General features: G+C 71.7%; 13 protein-coding genes. 7 read left to right on the top strand and 6 right to left on the bottom strand.

From position 1 onward, the window contains the following. The gene (locus BUE43_RS34255; protein ID WP_159447750.1) at positions 1-144 is read left to right on the top strand and encodes a hypothetical protein; all 144 of its coding nucleotides are present in this window, start codon (positions 1-3) and stop codon (positions 142-144) included. Between the two features lie 134 nt (positions 145-278). Here BUE43_RS34255 and BUE43_RS17775 read toward each other — a convergent pair whose 3' ends face one another. Continuing rightward, positions 279-1,499 carry a serine hydrolase domain-containing protein gene (locus tag BUE43_RS17775; RefSeq protein ID WP_083959780.1) on the bottom strand — a complete coding sequence of 407 codons (1,221 nt, stop codon included), beginning with the start codon at positions 1,497-1,499 and terminating at the stop codon, positions 279-281. Positions 1,500-1,891: 392 nt separating this feature from the next. On the opposite strand from BUE43_RS17775, the gene BUE43_RS17770 reads away from it, so the two are divergent. The 3 genes from BUE43_RS17770 to BUE43_RS17760 all read left to right on the top strand — a co-directional run bounded on the left by BUE43_RS17770 (position 1,892) and on the right by BUE43_RS17760 (position 4,389). Then, a complete protein-coding gene (locus BUE43_RS17770) occupies positions 1,892-2,281 on the top strand; it encodes a winged helix-turn-helix transcriptional regulator (RefSeq protein ID WP_073484509.1) in 390 nt (129 codons plus the stop codon). A 38-nt stretch (positions 2,282-2,319) separates the two neighbouring features. Next, positions 2,320-2,841, top strand: coding sequence for a luciferase domain-containing protein (locus BUE43_RS17765; protein ID WP_234995778.1), 522 nt, complete (start codon positions 2,320-2,322; stop codon positions 2,839-2,841). Between the two features lie 201 nt (positions 2,842-3,042). Continuing rightward, positions 3,043-4,389 carry an alpha/beta fold hydrolase gene (locus BUE43_RS17760; protein ID WP_073484506.1) on the top strand — a complete coding sequence of 449 codons (1,347 nt, stop codon included), beginning with the start codon at positions 3,043-3,045 and terminating at the stop codon, positions 4,387-4,389. A 108-nt stretch (positions 4,390-4,497) separates the two neighbouring features. Here the strand turns inward: BUE43_RS17760 and BUE43_RS17755 are convergent, their stop codons facing one another. From BUE43_RS17755 to BUE43_RS17745, 3 genes are all read right to left on the bottom strand, one after another. Next, positions 4,498-7,038: a polynucleotide kinase-phosphatase gene (locus tag BUE43_RS17755; RefSeq protein WP_073484504.1), complete on the bottom strand. Its 2,541-nt coding sequence runs from the start codon at positions 7,036-7,038 to the stop codon at positions 4,498-4,500. After that, on the bottom strand, positions 7,035-8,492 hold the full coding sequence (locus BUE43_RS17750; protein ID WP_073484502.1) for a 3' terminal RNA ribose 2'-O-methyltransferase Hen1: 1,458 nt from the start codon (positions 8,490-8,492) through the stop codon (positions 7,035-7,037). The genes BUE43_RS17755 and BUE43_RS17750 overlap by 4 nt, the downstream gene beginning before the upstream one ends. Positions 8,493-8,717: 225 nt before the next feature. Further along, entirely contained in the window at positions 8,718-9,959 is a 1,242-nt protein-coding gene (locus tag BUE43_RS17745; RefSeq protein WP_073484500.1) for an aminotransferase class V-fold PLP-dependent enzyme, read from the bottom strand. Here BUE43_RS17745 and BUE43_RS17740 point away from each other — a divergent pair. After that, positions 9,958-11,346, top strand: a complete 1,389-nt coding sequence (locus tag BUE43_RS17740) for an aminotransferase-like domain-containing protein (RefSeq protein ID WP_073484498.1) — start codon at positions 9,958-9,960, stop codon at positions 11,344-11,346. The two genes, BUE43_RS17745 and BUE43_RS17740, sit on opposite strands and share 2 nt — an antisense overlap. Positions 11,347-11,437: 91 nt before the next feature. Here BUE43_RS17740 and BUE43_RS17735 read toward each other — a convergent pair whose 3' ends face one another. Beyond that, positions 11,438-12,037 carry a TetR/AcrR family transcriptional regulator gene (locus tag BUE43_RS17735; RefSeq protein WP_073484496.1) on the bottom strand — a complete coding sequence of 200 codons (600 nt, stop codon included), beginning with the start codon at positions 12,035-12,037 and terminating at the stop codon, positions 11,438-11,440. Between the two features lie 145 nt (positions 12,038-12,182). Between BUE43_RS17735 and BUE43_RS17730 the strand changes: the two genes are divergently transcribed. Beyond that, positions 12,183-13,412 (top strand): FAD-dependent monooxygenase, encoded by a 1,230-nt coding sequence (locus BUE43_RS17730; protein WP_073484494.1) that lies wholly within the window; start codon positions 12,183-12,185, stop codon positions 13,410-13,412. Positions 13,413-13,554: 142 nt separating this feature from the next. Further along, positions 13,555-13,767: a DUF6886 family protein gene (locus BUE43_RS17725; RefSeq protein WP_234995777.1), complete on the top strand. Its 213-nt coding sequence runs from the start codon at positions 13,555-13,557 to the stop codon at positions 13,765-13,767. A 151-nt stretch (positions 13,768-13,918) separates the two neighbouring features. Here the strand turns inward: BUE43_RS17725 and BUE43_RS17720 are convergent, their stop codons facing one another. Continuing rightward, positions 13,919-14,344 (bottom strand): helix-turn-helix domain-containing protein, encoded by a 426-nt coding sequence (locus BUE43_RS17720; RefSeq protein WP_073484492.1) that lies wholly within the window; start codon positions 14,342-14,344, stop codon positions 13,919-13,921. Positions 14,345-14,461 lie beyond the last annotated feature (117 nt).

Below are 14,461 nucleotides of genomic sequence, written 5' to 3'. Positions count from 1 at the left end.
GTGGCCGAGAAGGTGTTTCGACTCAGGGTCGGCGTGTCCGCCGACGGGCCGGGGACGGTGGACTTCGAGCCGGTGGGGATGTTCTACGAGCTCTCTGTGCTCGACGCCCGGGGGAACACGCTCGACGAGATCTGGGGTGGGTAGGCGGAGCGCGGTTTTCCGGCCCGGCAACGGAAAACGCCCGCCGCGCCCCGCGCATCCCCGGTCCGGGGAAACAACGGTGGCGCGGCGGGCGCCAGACGAGTTGACGACCGGGGACGCCCGCTCGGAACAGTCGGCTAGTAGGTGGCCGCCTCGCGGAAGAGCGCCGAGGCCAGCTTGTCCGCGGCCGGTGATTCCTCGCGCTTGTACCAGTTCCCGTTCGCCAGCAGGATCACGCCGGACCCGTCGTTGGGGTCGAAGAACATGTAGGACGACGCGCCGTGGTCCTCGCCGACGTGGCCCAGCACGTGGCGGCGTCCCTCGAAGTTCCGGTAGTACCAGGCGAGTCCCTGTTCCTTGGACAGCTTGGGGAACTGGACCTTGCGCATCTCGGCCACGGTCGACGCGGAGAGGATGCGGCGGCCGTCGTACTCGCCGTCCCCCATGAACATCAACAGGAACCGGGCGAGCTGGGGAACCGAGGTCCGGAGCATGCCGTCCGGCCAGTTCGGCTCGCCGTAGTGCCCGAGCGCCTGGAACCCGGACGACGTCCGGTCGAAGGGCATCGCCATCCGGTTCTGGTCCAGCGAACGGCGGAAGTAGGAGGTCTCCTTCATCCCCAACGGCGTGAAGATCTCCTCGCGGGCGAGGTCGTCCAGCCCCTTGCCGCCGATCCGCTGCGCCAGCTCGCCGGCCAGCACGAACCCCATGTTGGAGTAGTCGTAGTCCTCGCCGGGGCAGTCCTTGTGGAACACCTCGCCGGCGTCGTAGTTCCTGCCCTCCGGCGTGAGCCACGACTTCAGGTAGTCCGTGAGGGGGATGTCCGAGTCCTGCGGGAGCAGCTGCTCGGTGGGCAGCAGGCCCATGTCCGGGAAGTCCTTGATGGACGACGTGTGCGTGAGGAGCTGCCGGAACGTGATCGGTTTCTGCCGGCAGTTCGGGTTCCGCACCGGGAACGGCAGGTAGTTGTTGATGTCGTCGTCGAGCCGGAACTTCCCCTGGTCGTGCAACCGCATCAGGGCGGTGGCGGTGACGGTCTTGGTCACCGACGCCTGGATGAACAGGGTGTCGGGCGTCACCGGCCGGTTCTCCCTGACGTCGGCCTGGCCGGCGACGCCGGTGCAGACCAGCCGGCCGTGCTTGACGATCCCCACCGACAGCCCCGGCACCTTGAGCCGGCGCAACTCGTCGTCGAGGCTGGTCCGGCAGGTGACCGGAGCCGCGTTCGCCCCCTGTTGCGCGCTGCTGCCCGGCGAGATCGCCACGTCCGGCGGACTGGTGGGCGAGCACGCGCTCACCAGCAACACCAACCCGGTGATGACCGCCCATCCCCGGGTTCTTCGCGTCAAACCCTGCACGGAGCCTCCCCCTCTCCCCGCGAACCACCGCGGGTCAACCCGAACCGATCACCGTGACCGCTGACGTGTGGTGTGGTCCGCACCTCCGGTGCGACGAGCCCCACGGCGCCGTCCGGCCTCCCCACGTGACAGACCGTCAGCGGTGACTGGCCACGATGTCTCACGTCGGAAGGGGAACACACCGTTCATAAGATCCGTGTAGATCCCGGGACCGCCAAGCCCCCAACCGGTTCCACAGTGAACTCGACCGGGTAGGAGAGACGCCGGGGCCTCCTCGTCCGCGCCGTCGGACGCCTGCCACGTTCACACCGACCGCATCACTACCTTCCTGATAGCAACTATGTCGGGGATAGTTACCCGGTCACGTCCGGCGGAAACAGGGGAGGCGGGTCATGGCGCCGTCCACCGAGCCGACCGCGTCGGCGGAGGAGGCCTGTCCCATCACACCGGTGGTCGACCTGGTGTTCAGCCGGTGGACGACGTCGATTCTGTGGGTGTTGTCCCGGCACGGCCGGCTGCGGTTCACCGAGCTGGCGGGGCTGGTGGGCTCGATCACCCCGAAGGTCCTCACCCAACGCCTCCGGCAACTCGAACGGGACGGGCTGGTCCGCCGCACCGCGCACGCGGAGGTGCCGCCGCGCGTCGAGTACGAGGTCACCGAGTTGGGCCACAGCCTCAGCCCGGTGTTCGACACGCTGACGCGGTGGGCCGACCAGCACCTCGCGCGGGTGCGCGACGCCCGCCACGACTACGACACCGCCGGACGCCCCCGACCGGCGTGAGGGCGATCACGAGAAGGTCACTTCCCCTGTCCCTGCCCGTGCGCGCCGGCGAGCGCCCGCGCACCGGCCCCCGGGTGCCGCACGTGCAGCTCACCCAGACCAGCCCGCCGGCGCTGCGCGAGGAGCTGACCCGGGGGATGGCCCGCGCCTTCCCCCGCACCACGACCGGCCCGAGCGAGATCTCCGATCCCGCCAGGATGCGCCCGTGGATCGCCGCCCTCTTCCCCGGCGCTCCGGTCGCCGACGACATCCCGGACGAGAAGGCGGTGGCGTTGTTCCTGGACGGCGTCGCACCAGCGCCCGGCTCCGTGCTGCTCCCACCCCGCCTGACCGCCGAGGTGGCGCACGTCCACCCCGACGGCAGCCTGCACCTGGCGCTGTCCGCGCCGGACCAGCGGGAGCTGCTCGCCCAGGGCTGGGGCGAGCGCCACCCGCTGCACTCGCCCCAGGTCAACGTGGTCATGCTCTACGCTCCCCGCACCACCCAGGAACTCGACGTCGCGCGTGCCGTGCTCAGGGCCGCCTACCGCTACGCCAGGGGCGACGCCACCGCTGGCTGACCGAGCGCCCCGCCATCGACCGTCCACAATAGACTCTTTGCCTCCCGACAACACGCGCTGGTCGTGGTGTTGCTGGGGGTGATGGGAGGTTCGGCGGAGGCGGTTCCTCGGGAAACGTTGCGGTGGGGTGACTGCCCACCGAAGCCGCCGGGCTCGTCGCCGGGTCATCCGGACCAGCGGTGCGCGCGAGTCCTGGTTCCCGTGGACTACCGCGATCCCGGCGGCCGCACGCTGGAGCTCGTGGTCTCCCGGATCGCCAGCACCAGCCCGGAACGGCGACGTGGCGTGCTCGTGGTGGGCCCCATCGGACGGGGCGAGTCCAGCCTGTGGATGCCGTCGGAAGCGCGGAAGGCGTTCGGGGGAACCCGGATCCCGGAGTTGTACGACGTCGTCGGGCTCGACCTGCGCGGGGTGGGGGCCTCGTCCCCGGTCAGTTGCGGTCTGACCGCCGCGGAGTTACCCGCCCGCCACCCCGCGGCCTCGGGGTCCATTGAGGACAGCGTCGCCGCGTCCAGAGCGGTGGCGGACCGGTGCGGAAAGCGGATCGGAGATCTCCTGCCACACATGGGAACGGTGACTGTCGCACGCGACCTGGATCGAGTCAGGCAGGCCCTCGGCGTCGCGCGGTTCACCTACTACGGCGGCTGGTACGGCAGTTTTCTCGGTGTGGCCTACGACAGCCTGTTCCCCGGGCGGGTCGACCGGATGGTGTTGGACAGCCCGGTGGACCCGGCGCGGTTCGGGTACGCGACGGCCCGCATGGAGGGTCCTGGTGTGGAAGCCGGCTTCGGTGACTTCGCGCGGTGGTTGGCAGAACGCCCTGCCGCCTACCGGCTGGGCGCCACCGAGCGGGACGTCCGGAACACGGTCCTCGGAATGATCACCGAGCTGGACGCCGCGCCCTGGACCGGGCCGGGTGGACAAGTCATCACCGGGAACGACGTCCGCACGGTCGCCGCGGCCGCAGCGCTGCACCGGTTCTACTGGCTGGACCCCGAACCGGGGAAGACCGGTGCGGCGAGCTGGCTGCGCATGGTGCACGAGCGGGACAACGCGGCATCGGGTGCGCGGCTCGCGGCACGCGCTCTCCACCAAACCAAGACCGGCGCGGAGGACAACGGACATGTCGCCGAGCAGGCCGGCAACTGCGTCGACGGGAGCTGGCCCCGAGACGTCGACCAGTACCGGCGACTCGTAGCCCGGGACAGGAAGGCGTACCCGCTGACCGGTGGCATGCCCGCCAACATCACGCCCTGCGCGTTCTGGCCAGCCACCTCCGCGGAACCGCCGGTTCGCCCGGACCGGAACGGCGCGCGCACCATCCTGGTGGTCGGCGCCGAGCGCAGCCCCGTCACGCCGCACACCGCGATCCTGGGCACGGCCCGGGCCCTGGGCGCCCGGCCGGGTGTGGTCACCGTCGACAGCAACGACCACCTCATCGGCTTCTTCCGGCAGAGCCCGTGCGCCAACCGCCGGGTGGACGTCTTCCTCGCCACCGGAGCGATTCCGCGCAACCCCCAACGGTGCCCGGACCCGCGCAATCCCTGATCAGCGCGCTCTGGCCGGAGTGCCGCCAGAACACCGTCCCTGCCCAGATCGGCGTCGGAGTCCCCTTCTCGGCGGGGACTCCGACGCCGTCGTGCGGACCTCAGGACCTCACAACCGGGGATCGATCGGCTCGGACTCCAGTGCGAGCACGGCGAACACGACCTCGTGCACCCGCCACAACGGCTCGCCCTCCACGAACCGGTGCAGCGCCTCCCATCCGAGCGCGTGCTCGCGGAGGGCGAGGGAGCGCTTGCGACCGAGGTTGCGCTGCCGCAACCGGGCGAGGTTCGCCGGCTCGGTGTAGTCGGGGCCGTAGATGATGCGCAGGTACTCGCGGCCCCGACACTTGATCCCCGGCTGGAGCGCGCCCTGTGCCACGCCGGAGAGCGGTTTCACCACCATGCCCTCGCCGCCGCGCTCGGTCAGCTCGGTCCACCACGCGACACCCGCTGCCGCCGACTCCGGATCGTCCACATTGACCAGAAAGCGTCGTGTGGTCCGCAGCAGCTCCGGGTCCGCCGCGACCAACCGGTCAATGCGCTCCAGATGCCAGAGGTGGTCCTGATCCGCGTAGCAGGCGCCCTCCCCCGCCAGGATCTGGAACGGCGCCAGCACGACGCCCTTCAGATCGTCCACGGGCCAGCAGTAGCCCCCGTAGGCAGCGGTAAAAGCGTCCACATGGGACAGTCGCCGCCGCTGGCGCCCCAGCAACTCCCCCACGTCGATGCCCCGTCCCGCCACCTTTTCCAGCACCGACACCGCCGTGGGAAGCGCGGCGCGGGCCGCCGCCCCCACCGACGCGTACTGCCGGAGCAGATCGCCGGCCTTGGCCGACCACGGCAGCAGTTCGGCGTCGAGGACCAGCCAGTCGGTGCCGAGTTCGGCCCACAGCCCGGCTTCGTCCACCGCGCCGCGCAGCCGGGCGAGCAGCCGCTCCGTGCGCTCCTGGTCGTTGAAGAACGCGCGGCCGGTGCGGGTGTGCACCGCGCCGGTCGTCCCGTCGGCGATCCCGAACCGCCGCCGGGCGACCTCGCCGTCGCGGCACAGCACGACGACGGCGCGCGACCCCATGTGCTTCTCCTCGCACAGCACCTGGGACACGCGCTCGGCCCGGTAGTACTGGAACGCCTCCGCCGGGTGCTCCAGGAGTCCTTCCTCCTCGGTGGTCGCGGACGGCGCCATCGTCGGCGGCAGGTAGACCAGCCAGCGCGGGTCGATCGCGAACCGGCTCATCACCTCCAGCGCGCCCGCCGCGTTCTCCTCCAGCACCTTGAGCCGGCCCAGCAGGCGGGTCTCCAGGGTGCGAGTGCCCAGCACGTCCTGGATGCGGAGCAGGTCGTCCGGCCGCTCCTGGCTGTCGTCGGACCGTCCGGCCTCCACCGCCAGCGGCCGGACCGGCTGGTAGTGGACCTGCTCGGCGGGCACGGACACCAGATCCCGCTCCGGCCACCGCAGGGCGGTGAGCGACCCGCCGAAGACGCACCCGGTGTCGAGGCAGATCGTGTTGTTCAGCCAGGTCGGCTCCAGGACCGGGGTGTGGCCGTACACCACGGCGGCCGCGCCCCGGTACTCCCGCGCCCACGGGTGGCGGACCGGCAGCCCGTACTCGTCGGTTTCCCCGGTGGTCTCCCCGTACAGGCAGAAGGACCGGACCCGCGCCGAGGCCCGTCCGTGGTAGTCCTCCTTCAGGCCGGCGTGCGCGACCACCAGGTCGCCGCCGTCCAGGCGGTAGTGGCTGACGAGCGAGTACATGAAATCCCGCGCGCTGGCGCGGAAGTCCGGTGATTCGCCGCTGAGCTGGGCCAGGGACTCCGCGAGTCCGTGCGAGACGGTGACCTTCCGGCCGTCGAGCGCGCGCACCAGCTTGTTCTCGTGGTTTCCCGCGACGCACAGGGCCGTGCCGGCGGCGACCATGCCCATCACCAGCCGCAGCACGCCGGGGGTGTCCGGCCCCCGGTCCACCAGGTCGCCCACGAAGACGGCGGTCCGCCCGTCGGGGTGCGCGGCGCCCACCGGCCGGCCGGAGTCGTCGCGGTCGAGGCGATATCCCAGTCGCCCGAGCAGGTTCTCCAGCTCGGCCCGGCAGCCGTGGACGTCACCGATGACGTCGAACGGGCCGGTGAGCTCCCGCTTGTCGTTGTACGCCTTCTCGTACTGGAGCTCGACCGACTCAACTTCGTCCACAGTGGACAGCACGTGGACCTTGCGGAACCCCTCCTTGTGGAGGTGGCGCAGGGAGCGGCGGAGCGCGTCGCGCTGACGCCGCAGCACGTGGTCCGGCAGTGCCCGGTGGTTCTCGTTGCGCGTGGCGCAGACCGACCTCGGCAGGTCGAACACGATGGCGACCGGCAGCACGTCGTGCTCCCGCGCCAACGCGACGACCTTGGCCCGGTCCTCGCGCTGGACGTGGGTGGCGTCCACGACGGTGAGCCGGCCGGCGCGCAACCTCTTGCCGGCCACGTGGTACAACGCGTCGAACGCCTCGGCGGTCGCCGACTGGTCGTTCTCGTCGTCCGCGACCATCGCGCGGAAGACGTCGGACGACAGCACCTGGGTGGGCGCGAAGTGCCGGTGGGCGAAGGTGGACTTGCCGGAACCGGACGGCCCGACGAGCGCGACCAGGCTCAGCTCGGGAATGGCCAGTTTCATGCGGGGTTCGCGCCCTTCCTGGTGAACACGGCGAGTTGGGTGGGCGCTCCGAGCTCGGCGTCGACCGGACCCACCGGCAGGATTCGCGCCGTGTAACCGTATTCGGCGCTCACGGTCTCGGCCCAGTCCGCGAACTCGGTGCGGCTCCACTCGAAACGGTGGTCGGGATGCCGGGTGTCGCCGGCCGGCAGGGACGGCCACCGCACGTTGTACTCGACGTTGGGTGTCGTCACGACGACGGTCGTCGGGCGCGCCGCACCGAACACGGCCTGAGCGAGGGCGGGCAGCCGGGGCGGGTCCACGTGCTCGATCACTTCGGCCAACACCAGCGCGTCGAAGCCGGCCAGCCGGGAGTCGGCGTAGGTCAACGACCCGTGCAGCAGCCGGATCCGCTCGCGCTGCCGCTCGGCCATCTGGTCCAGCCGCAGTCGCGCGGCGGCCGTCCGCAACGCCCTGGGCGCCACGTCGACGCCGACGATCTCGGTGAAGGAGCGCTCGGCCAGCAGCTCCCGCAGCAGCCTGCCCTCGCCGCATCCCATGTCCACCACGCGAGCCGCTCCGGCGGACCTCAGCTCCGAGAGGATCGCCGCACAGCGTTGTTCGGCCAGCGACGGCACGCGCTGGTCCGCGGCGTCGTGCCCGACGGGGGCGCTGTCGGCCGCGACCTCCGTCGCGTCCTCCACCACGTCCTCCACCACCTCCTCGGCCGGCCGGCCGTCCAGCTCGGCCAGCCGGGCCAGCGCCGCGCTCGCGAACCGGCGCTGGTGCGCGAGGTACCGGCTGGTGATCAGCTCCCGCTCCGGGTGCGTGTTCAGCCACCGGCCACCCGCCCGGACCAGCTTCGCCACCTCGTCCTCGCTGACCCAGTAGTGCTTGGCGTCGTCCAGCACCGGCAGGAGCACGTAGAGCTGCGACAGCGCGTCCGCCAGGCGCGCGCTGCCGGTGAGCCGCACGTCCAGGTACCGGCTGTCGCCCCAGTCCGGGAAGGCCGGGTCCAGCGGGACCGAGATGGCCCACACCGACCAGCCCAACGGGAGGAACAGGTTGCGCACCAACTCCGGGCCGCCCCGGCAGGGCAGCGCGGGAATGTGGATCTCCAGGGGAATGGGGGTCTCCACCAGCTCCGGCCGCGCGCCGCAACGGCCCCTGAGCGCCGAGCCGAACACCTTCCCGAGCGCGACCGCGAGCAGCGAGGAGGCGGCGTAGGGGAGGTCGTTCACGTACTGCCCCAGGACGAAACCCTCCGGTCCCTGACCGCGTCGACCCCGCGCCAGCTCGACCGGATCGACGTCGAGGAGCAGGGCCGCCGTGCAGCGCTCCTCGCTGGCTTCCGGGTACATCACGTGCGCGACGCCGCCGGTGACCTCGAACCGCTGCGAGCGGTCGGGATGCTTGTGCAGCAGGTGTCCCAGATCGGTCGCGGGGCGGTGGGTGGTCGACACGGTCAGCAGCACGCCCGCCAGTGTTCATGATCCGTTCCGGGCGGCACCACCCGATATGCCGGACAGAAGCCGTTTCGCCCAGTGGGCCCAGCGCCGGCTGGTCCGCCGCCGTCTGGCGTACCTGGTCGATTGCTTGACAGCAGGGCGAGTCGCGGCGGGTGGCCGGTGGTGGGACCGGAGACCGACGAGAATCCCCAGCCCCACCACCAGTTCACCTGTCCGTTGACGGGGAGACGCTCACCGCGCCGAGCTCCCGAGGCGGGCCAGGTCCGCGACGGCGGCGCTGACCTCGTCCACCTCCTCCTCGGTGTTGTAGTAGTGCGGGGAAAGCCGCAGACACCAGTCGACGTCCTTGTCCCCGAAGTCGAACTGGGCCAGGCCGCGGAAGCTCAGCGCGGAGTTGATCCGGCGTTCGTCCACGGCCGCCTTGAACGACTCGGGTTGCCAGCCCTCGATGGCGAAGGTGACGAGAGCGCCCAACCGGGCGCCCTGGTCGAGCACCCGCACTCCGGGAACGGCGGCGAGCTGGTCGCGCAGTCGCGCGGCCAGCGCCGGGGTCCGGCGCGCGATGGCCTCCACACCCACGTTCCGGGCGTAGCGGACGGCGGCGGCGCAGCCGAGGACAGCGGCGTAGGGGAACTCCCAGTCCTCGAACCGGGCCGCGGTGCGCACGGGCTCGTAGTGGCCCGGCGCGTTCCAGCGGGCGCCGTACATGTCGATGAACAGCGGTTCGTAGCCGGCGCGCAGCACGCGGTCGGACACGTACAGAAAGCCCGAACCCCGCGGCCCGCGCAGGAACTTCCGGCAGGTGGCGGTGAGCAGGTCGCAGCCGATCTCGTCGACGTCGAGCGGGTACTGCCCCACCGACTGGCAGGCGTCGACCAGGTACAGCAGGTCCAGTTCCCGGCAGTGCCGGCCGATCTCGGCGACCGGCTGGACCAGTCCGGAGTTGGTGGGGATGTGGGTGGCGGCCACCAGCCGGGGCCGGTGTTCGCGCATGAGGTCGGCCATCGCCGCCACGTCCACGCCGCCCTCCGGCGCGTCCGGGGCGTGCACGAGGCGCACGCCGAAGCGCTTCCGCAGCGACAGGAACGCGATCTGGTTGGAGATGAAGTCGTGGCGGGTGGTGAGGACGACGTCGCCGGGCTCGAACGGGATGGCGGAGAGCGCGGTGGCGTAGGCGTGCGTAGCGCTACTCGCGAAGGCGATGTTGTCCGGCCCCGTGTTGAGCATGGCGCCGAGTTCGACGTAGAACTGCCGCACCTCGTCGGCTCGGGCGGCCGACGCCTCGTAGCCCCCGATGCGCGCTTCCAGGTTCAGGTGATCCTGCATGGCGGAGAGGACCGGCGCCGGCAGCAGCCCACACCCGGCGTTGTTGAAGTGGATCACCTCTGCGCAGCCCGGGGTGTCGGCCCGCAGAGCGGCGACGTCCAGTAGCGGTTCCGCGTTGTCGAGGGGAGCGCTATCGTGAACTCTCATGTCCGAGAGTAGCACTTCCGGTGATCTGGTCGGCGATCTCCGCCGGCTGCTCGCCGGCCTCGCTCCCGGCGACCGGTTGCCGAGCAGTCGCGAGTTGGTCCGGCGCCACCAGGTCAGCCCGGTGACCGTCGCCCGCGCCGTCGCGCTGCTGACGGCGGAGGGCCTGGTGGTCACCCGGCCCGGGAGCGGCACGTACGTGGCCCAGCGGGCGCGTGGCGCGGGCGCGGTGGTCGACACCGCATGGCAGACCGTCGCGTTGACCGACCGCACTGTCCACACTGGATCGATCACCGACCCGCTCGGCCCACCCCCGGCCGGGGCGATCCGGTTGGACGGCGGCTATCTCCACCCCTCGCTGCGACCCACCCGCGCCCTGAGCGCGGCGCTGGCCCGGGCCGCGCGACGCCCCGACGCGTGGGACCGCGCCCCCACGGACGGGCTGGCGCCCCTGCGATCGGTCTTCGCCGCGCTCGCCGGTGGCGACGTGACCCCCGAGGACGTCCTGGTCACGGCGGGCGGGCAGAGCGCCCTGTCGATCGCCTTCCGGGCCGTCGCCGCGCCCGGCAGCCCGGTCCTGGTGGAGTCGCCCACCTACCCCGGCGCGGTCGCCGCCGCGCGGGCCGCCGGACTGCGGCCCGTGCCGGTGCCGGTGGACGACGAGGGGCTGCGCCCCGACCTGCTGGCCGAGGCGTTCGGCATGACCGGAGCCAGGGTGCTCTACTGCCAGCCGACCTACCACAACCCCACCGGGGCGGTGCTGTCTCCCGAGCGTCGGCGTCAGGTTCTCGACGTTGCCCGGTCGGCGGGCGCGTTCGTCGTGGAGGACGACTTCGCGCGGTGTCTGGGGCACGACGGTGCGACGCCGCGCGCCCTCGTCGCCGACGACCGGCACGGGACGGTCGTCCACCTGACCTCCCTGACCAAGCCCGCCGCGCCCAGTCTGCGGATCGGGGCGCTGGTGGCCCGTGGGCCGGTCATGGAGCGCATGCGCGCGGTTCGCCTGGTCGACGACTTCTTCGTGGCCCGGCCGTTGCAGGAGGCGGCGCTGGACCTGGTCAGCTCTCCCGGCTGGGAGCGGCACCTCCGCGCGCTGGCCGGAGCGCTGCGCCAGCGTTGCGGGGAGGCGGTGGCCGCCGTGGCCCGCCACTGTCCACAGTGGATGATCGCTCGGGTGCCGCACGGTGGACTGCACCTGTGGGTCCGGCTACCGCGCGGCGCCGACGATCTGGAGATCGCCAGCGCCGCCCGCCGACAGGGGGTCGCCGTCAGCGCCGGACGCCGCTTCTTCGTCAGCGAGCCGCCGGGGGCCTTCCTGCGGATCTCCTTCGCCAGCGCGGAACCCGCCGAGCTGGTCGAGGGGTTGCGCCGACTGTCCCACCCGGACTGACCCAGCCCTTCGCCCGCAGGAAGCGGTTTCGGCGCTTCCGCTTCTCGATTTCCTTTGACCAGTCCCGGTTTCGGCCGGTGTCCCGCGTCGGTCAGGCGGTGCCGCCCGACGCCTCCGCCTCGATCCCCGCGGCCATCATCCGCAGCGCCTCGGTGAGGTCACGGGCCGAGGGCGCCCGCTCGGGGTCGACGAGCCACTGCACCATCACCCCGCTCAGCAACGCCTGGTGCAGGGAGCCCACCGCCTGGGCCCGCTCCGCGTCGACGTCGGCGTCGATGCCCTGGATCATCGCCGCCCAGGCGACCCGCCCCTCCTGCAGACCCTCGGCGATCGCCTGGCGCATCCCGGGAATCCGGTCGATCTGACCGAAGACCTCCATCGTGGCGGCCCACAGCTCGCGGTTGCCGACGAAGGACTCGATCATCCGGGTCCAGTACGCCTCGAACCGCGCCAACGGGCCGGCCTGCGGGTCCACGTCGGCGTCGAGGGCGCGGCGGAGCTCGTCGGTCCACTCGCCGACCGCCTCGAACAGGGCCGCGTCCAGCAGCGCCTTGGTGGAGCCGAAGTGGTAGCCGATGGACGCCAGGCTGGTCCCCGCCACCGCCGTGATGTCGCGCGCGGTGGTGCGGCCGTAGCCCTTCTCGCGCAGGCAGCGCTTGGCGCCGTCGAGCAGGTCCTCCCGGTTCCCCATGGGCGGCACCCTACCAGTCGAGGTGAGACAAGCGTCTTGCACATTTGTCCTAGACGTTTGTCTGGCACATCTGTACGGTCGTCCTCGTCCACCGCACGACCCGCCGGCCGCTCGCCGGCTTCGGCGGCACAGCACAGGAGAACGCGTGAAGAACCGGAACATCCTCGTCTCCGGCGCGGGAATCGCCGGGCCCGCGCTGGCGTACTGGTTGCACCGCAACGGCTTCCACCCCACGGTGGTGGAGCGCGCGCCCGGGCTCCGCACCGGCGGCCAGGCCGTCGACCTGCGCGGCACCGCCCGCGAGGTCGCCGAGCGGATGGGCATCATGCCCCGGCTCCGCCAGACGCACACGGGCGCGCGGGGCATGGCGTTCGTCGACCGGACCGGCAACCGGGTCGCGACCATGAGCACCGAGGTGTTCGGGGACTCCGGCGGTCCCATCGCCGAGCTGGAGATCCTGCGCACCGACCTGTCCCGAATCCTGCACGACCTCACCCGGGACAACGTCGAGTACGTCTTCGACGACTCGGTTTCCGCCGTGGCACAGGACGACGACGGCGTTCAGGTCACCTTCGAGCGGGGCGGATCACGCCGGTTCGACCTGCTGGTCGGCGCGGACGGCCTGCATTCCACCGTGCGGCGGTTGGTGTTCGGCCCGGAGCAGAGCTTCGTCCGCCACCTCGGCTGTTACGTCTCGATCTTCAGCACCACGGTGCCGGTGGACCGCGACGGCTGGGAGCTGGTGTACACCGTTCCCGCCAGCGGTGGCCGACCAGGGAGGTCCGCCGGTGTCTACCCGGTGCCGTCCCGCGACTCGGCGGTGGCGTTGTTCTTCTGGGGCTCGCCGCCGCTGCGGTACGACCGGCGCGACGTCGCCGAGCAGAAGCGGATCCTGACCAGGGCCTTCGAGGGGGACGGCTGGCGGATCCCCCGCCTGCTGGCCGACGTCGGGACCGCGCCCGACTTCTACTTCGACAGCGTCAGCCAGGTCCACGTGGACACCTGGTCCCGGCGTCGCGCCGTCCTGCTCGGGGACGCCGGCTACTGCGCGTCGCCCATGTCCGGCATCGGCACCAGCCTGGCCCTCGTCGGCGCGTACGTCCTGGCCGGCGAGCTCGCCGAGGCCGGCGGCGACCACCGTCTCGCGTACCCGCGTTACGAGCACCAGATGCGCGAGTTCGTCACCCGGGCCCAGAAGTTCGCCAGGAGCGCCGGTGGCGGCGGCCTGATGCCGGCCTCCCGGGCCCAGCTCTGGATCCGCAACCAGTCCATCCGCCTGCTGCCGTACCTGCCGAAGAGCGTGATGAGCCGGGGCATGGAGAAAGTCGCCCACGCGGTCACGCTCAAGGACTACGGGAACGGCCACGCGGCATGACGGATCAGTGCCCGGTCGCCATCACGTCTGGCGACCGGGCACTCGGCACGGCGCCAACGGCGCGCTCCCGCGTCCACACCGAACTCGCCCAGCCGTTGAGGTGTGGCCGCGTTCTGGCGAGCCAGTGCTGGAAACACCAGCCATGCGACCGGAACCAGGCCAGGTGCCGCACTTCTCCGAAGATCCGACCATCGAGCGCTTCGCGCCCCACGTCGCGGCCACCGCCCGGCAGCCGGAGGCCCACGTCTGGGCGGTGGACGCCGCGCGGTCGCCCGACTACTGGTTTCCCCGCCAGTGCCCGAGAGCGATGGCCTGGACGACACCGTCCACATCGGACAGCGACCGCGAACGGTGACCGCCAGCAGCCTCGGTTCCAGCGGAATCCGGCTCCGCGACGCGCTGCCCCGCCCCTGACCGCCAGGAGCCGGCGCGCCCGGCGGCCCGGGCACGAGCACGGGCACGAGCACGGGCACGAGCACGGGCACGAGCTCAGGGCCGGCACGGGATCAGGTCGTAGCCTCCGTCCACGTGGAGACCAGCCGCAGCACCTCCGCCGTGTCCTCGGGGCCGCCCAGCACGACGATCCGCATGCTGGCGCGCTCCCGGTCGTAGTTCGTCTCGATCCTCAGGTTCCGGTCACCGCCGGAGCGGCCCTGCGCGGACGCCACGACCAGGTTGGCGAGCCGGCTCGCGTCGTGCGGGTCGAGCCCCTCGATCCGCACGACGCTCGTCACCTCCACGTCCCGCGCGGCGGAGGACTGCTCCGCGGCGGGCAGGCCGGTGAACTCGGCGAGGTCGTTCGCGGACACCCGGTACTGCTTGCCGATGCGGACCGCCCTGAGCCGCCCGTCCCGCACGTAGCCGCGCACCGTTCGCACGTGCAGCCCCAACCGCTCGGCCACCTGCTCCAGCGAGAACAACTCCTGCCGCATCGCCCCTCCTCTTTCTTCCCCAAACTACCGCATCGTCACCTCTGAGGTCAGAATGGGAAAAACGGGGTGCCAGGGGAAAACACCTCACGGTCCACAAGCGACGGCCGTCATGACACC

The sequence above is a fragment of the Streptoalloteichus hindustanus genome (assembly GCF_900129375.1).
In the GTDB taxonomy this organism is placed as follows: Bacteria; Actinomycetota; Actinomycetes; order Mycobacteriales; family Pseudonocardiaceae; genus Streptoalloteichus; species Streptoalloteichus hindustanus.
The sequence above is the reverse complement of the archived record's forward strand: the minus strand, read 5'-3'. Positions and strand labels throughout refer to the sequence as shown.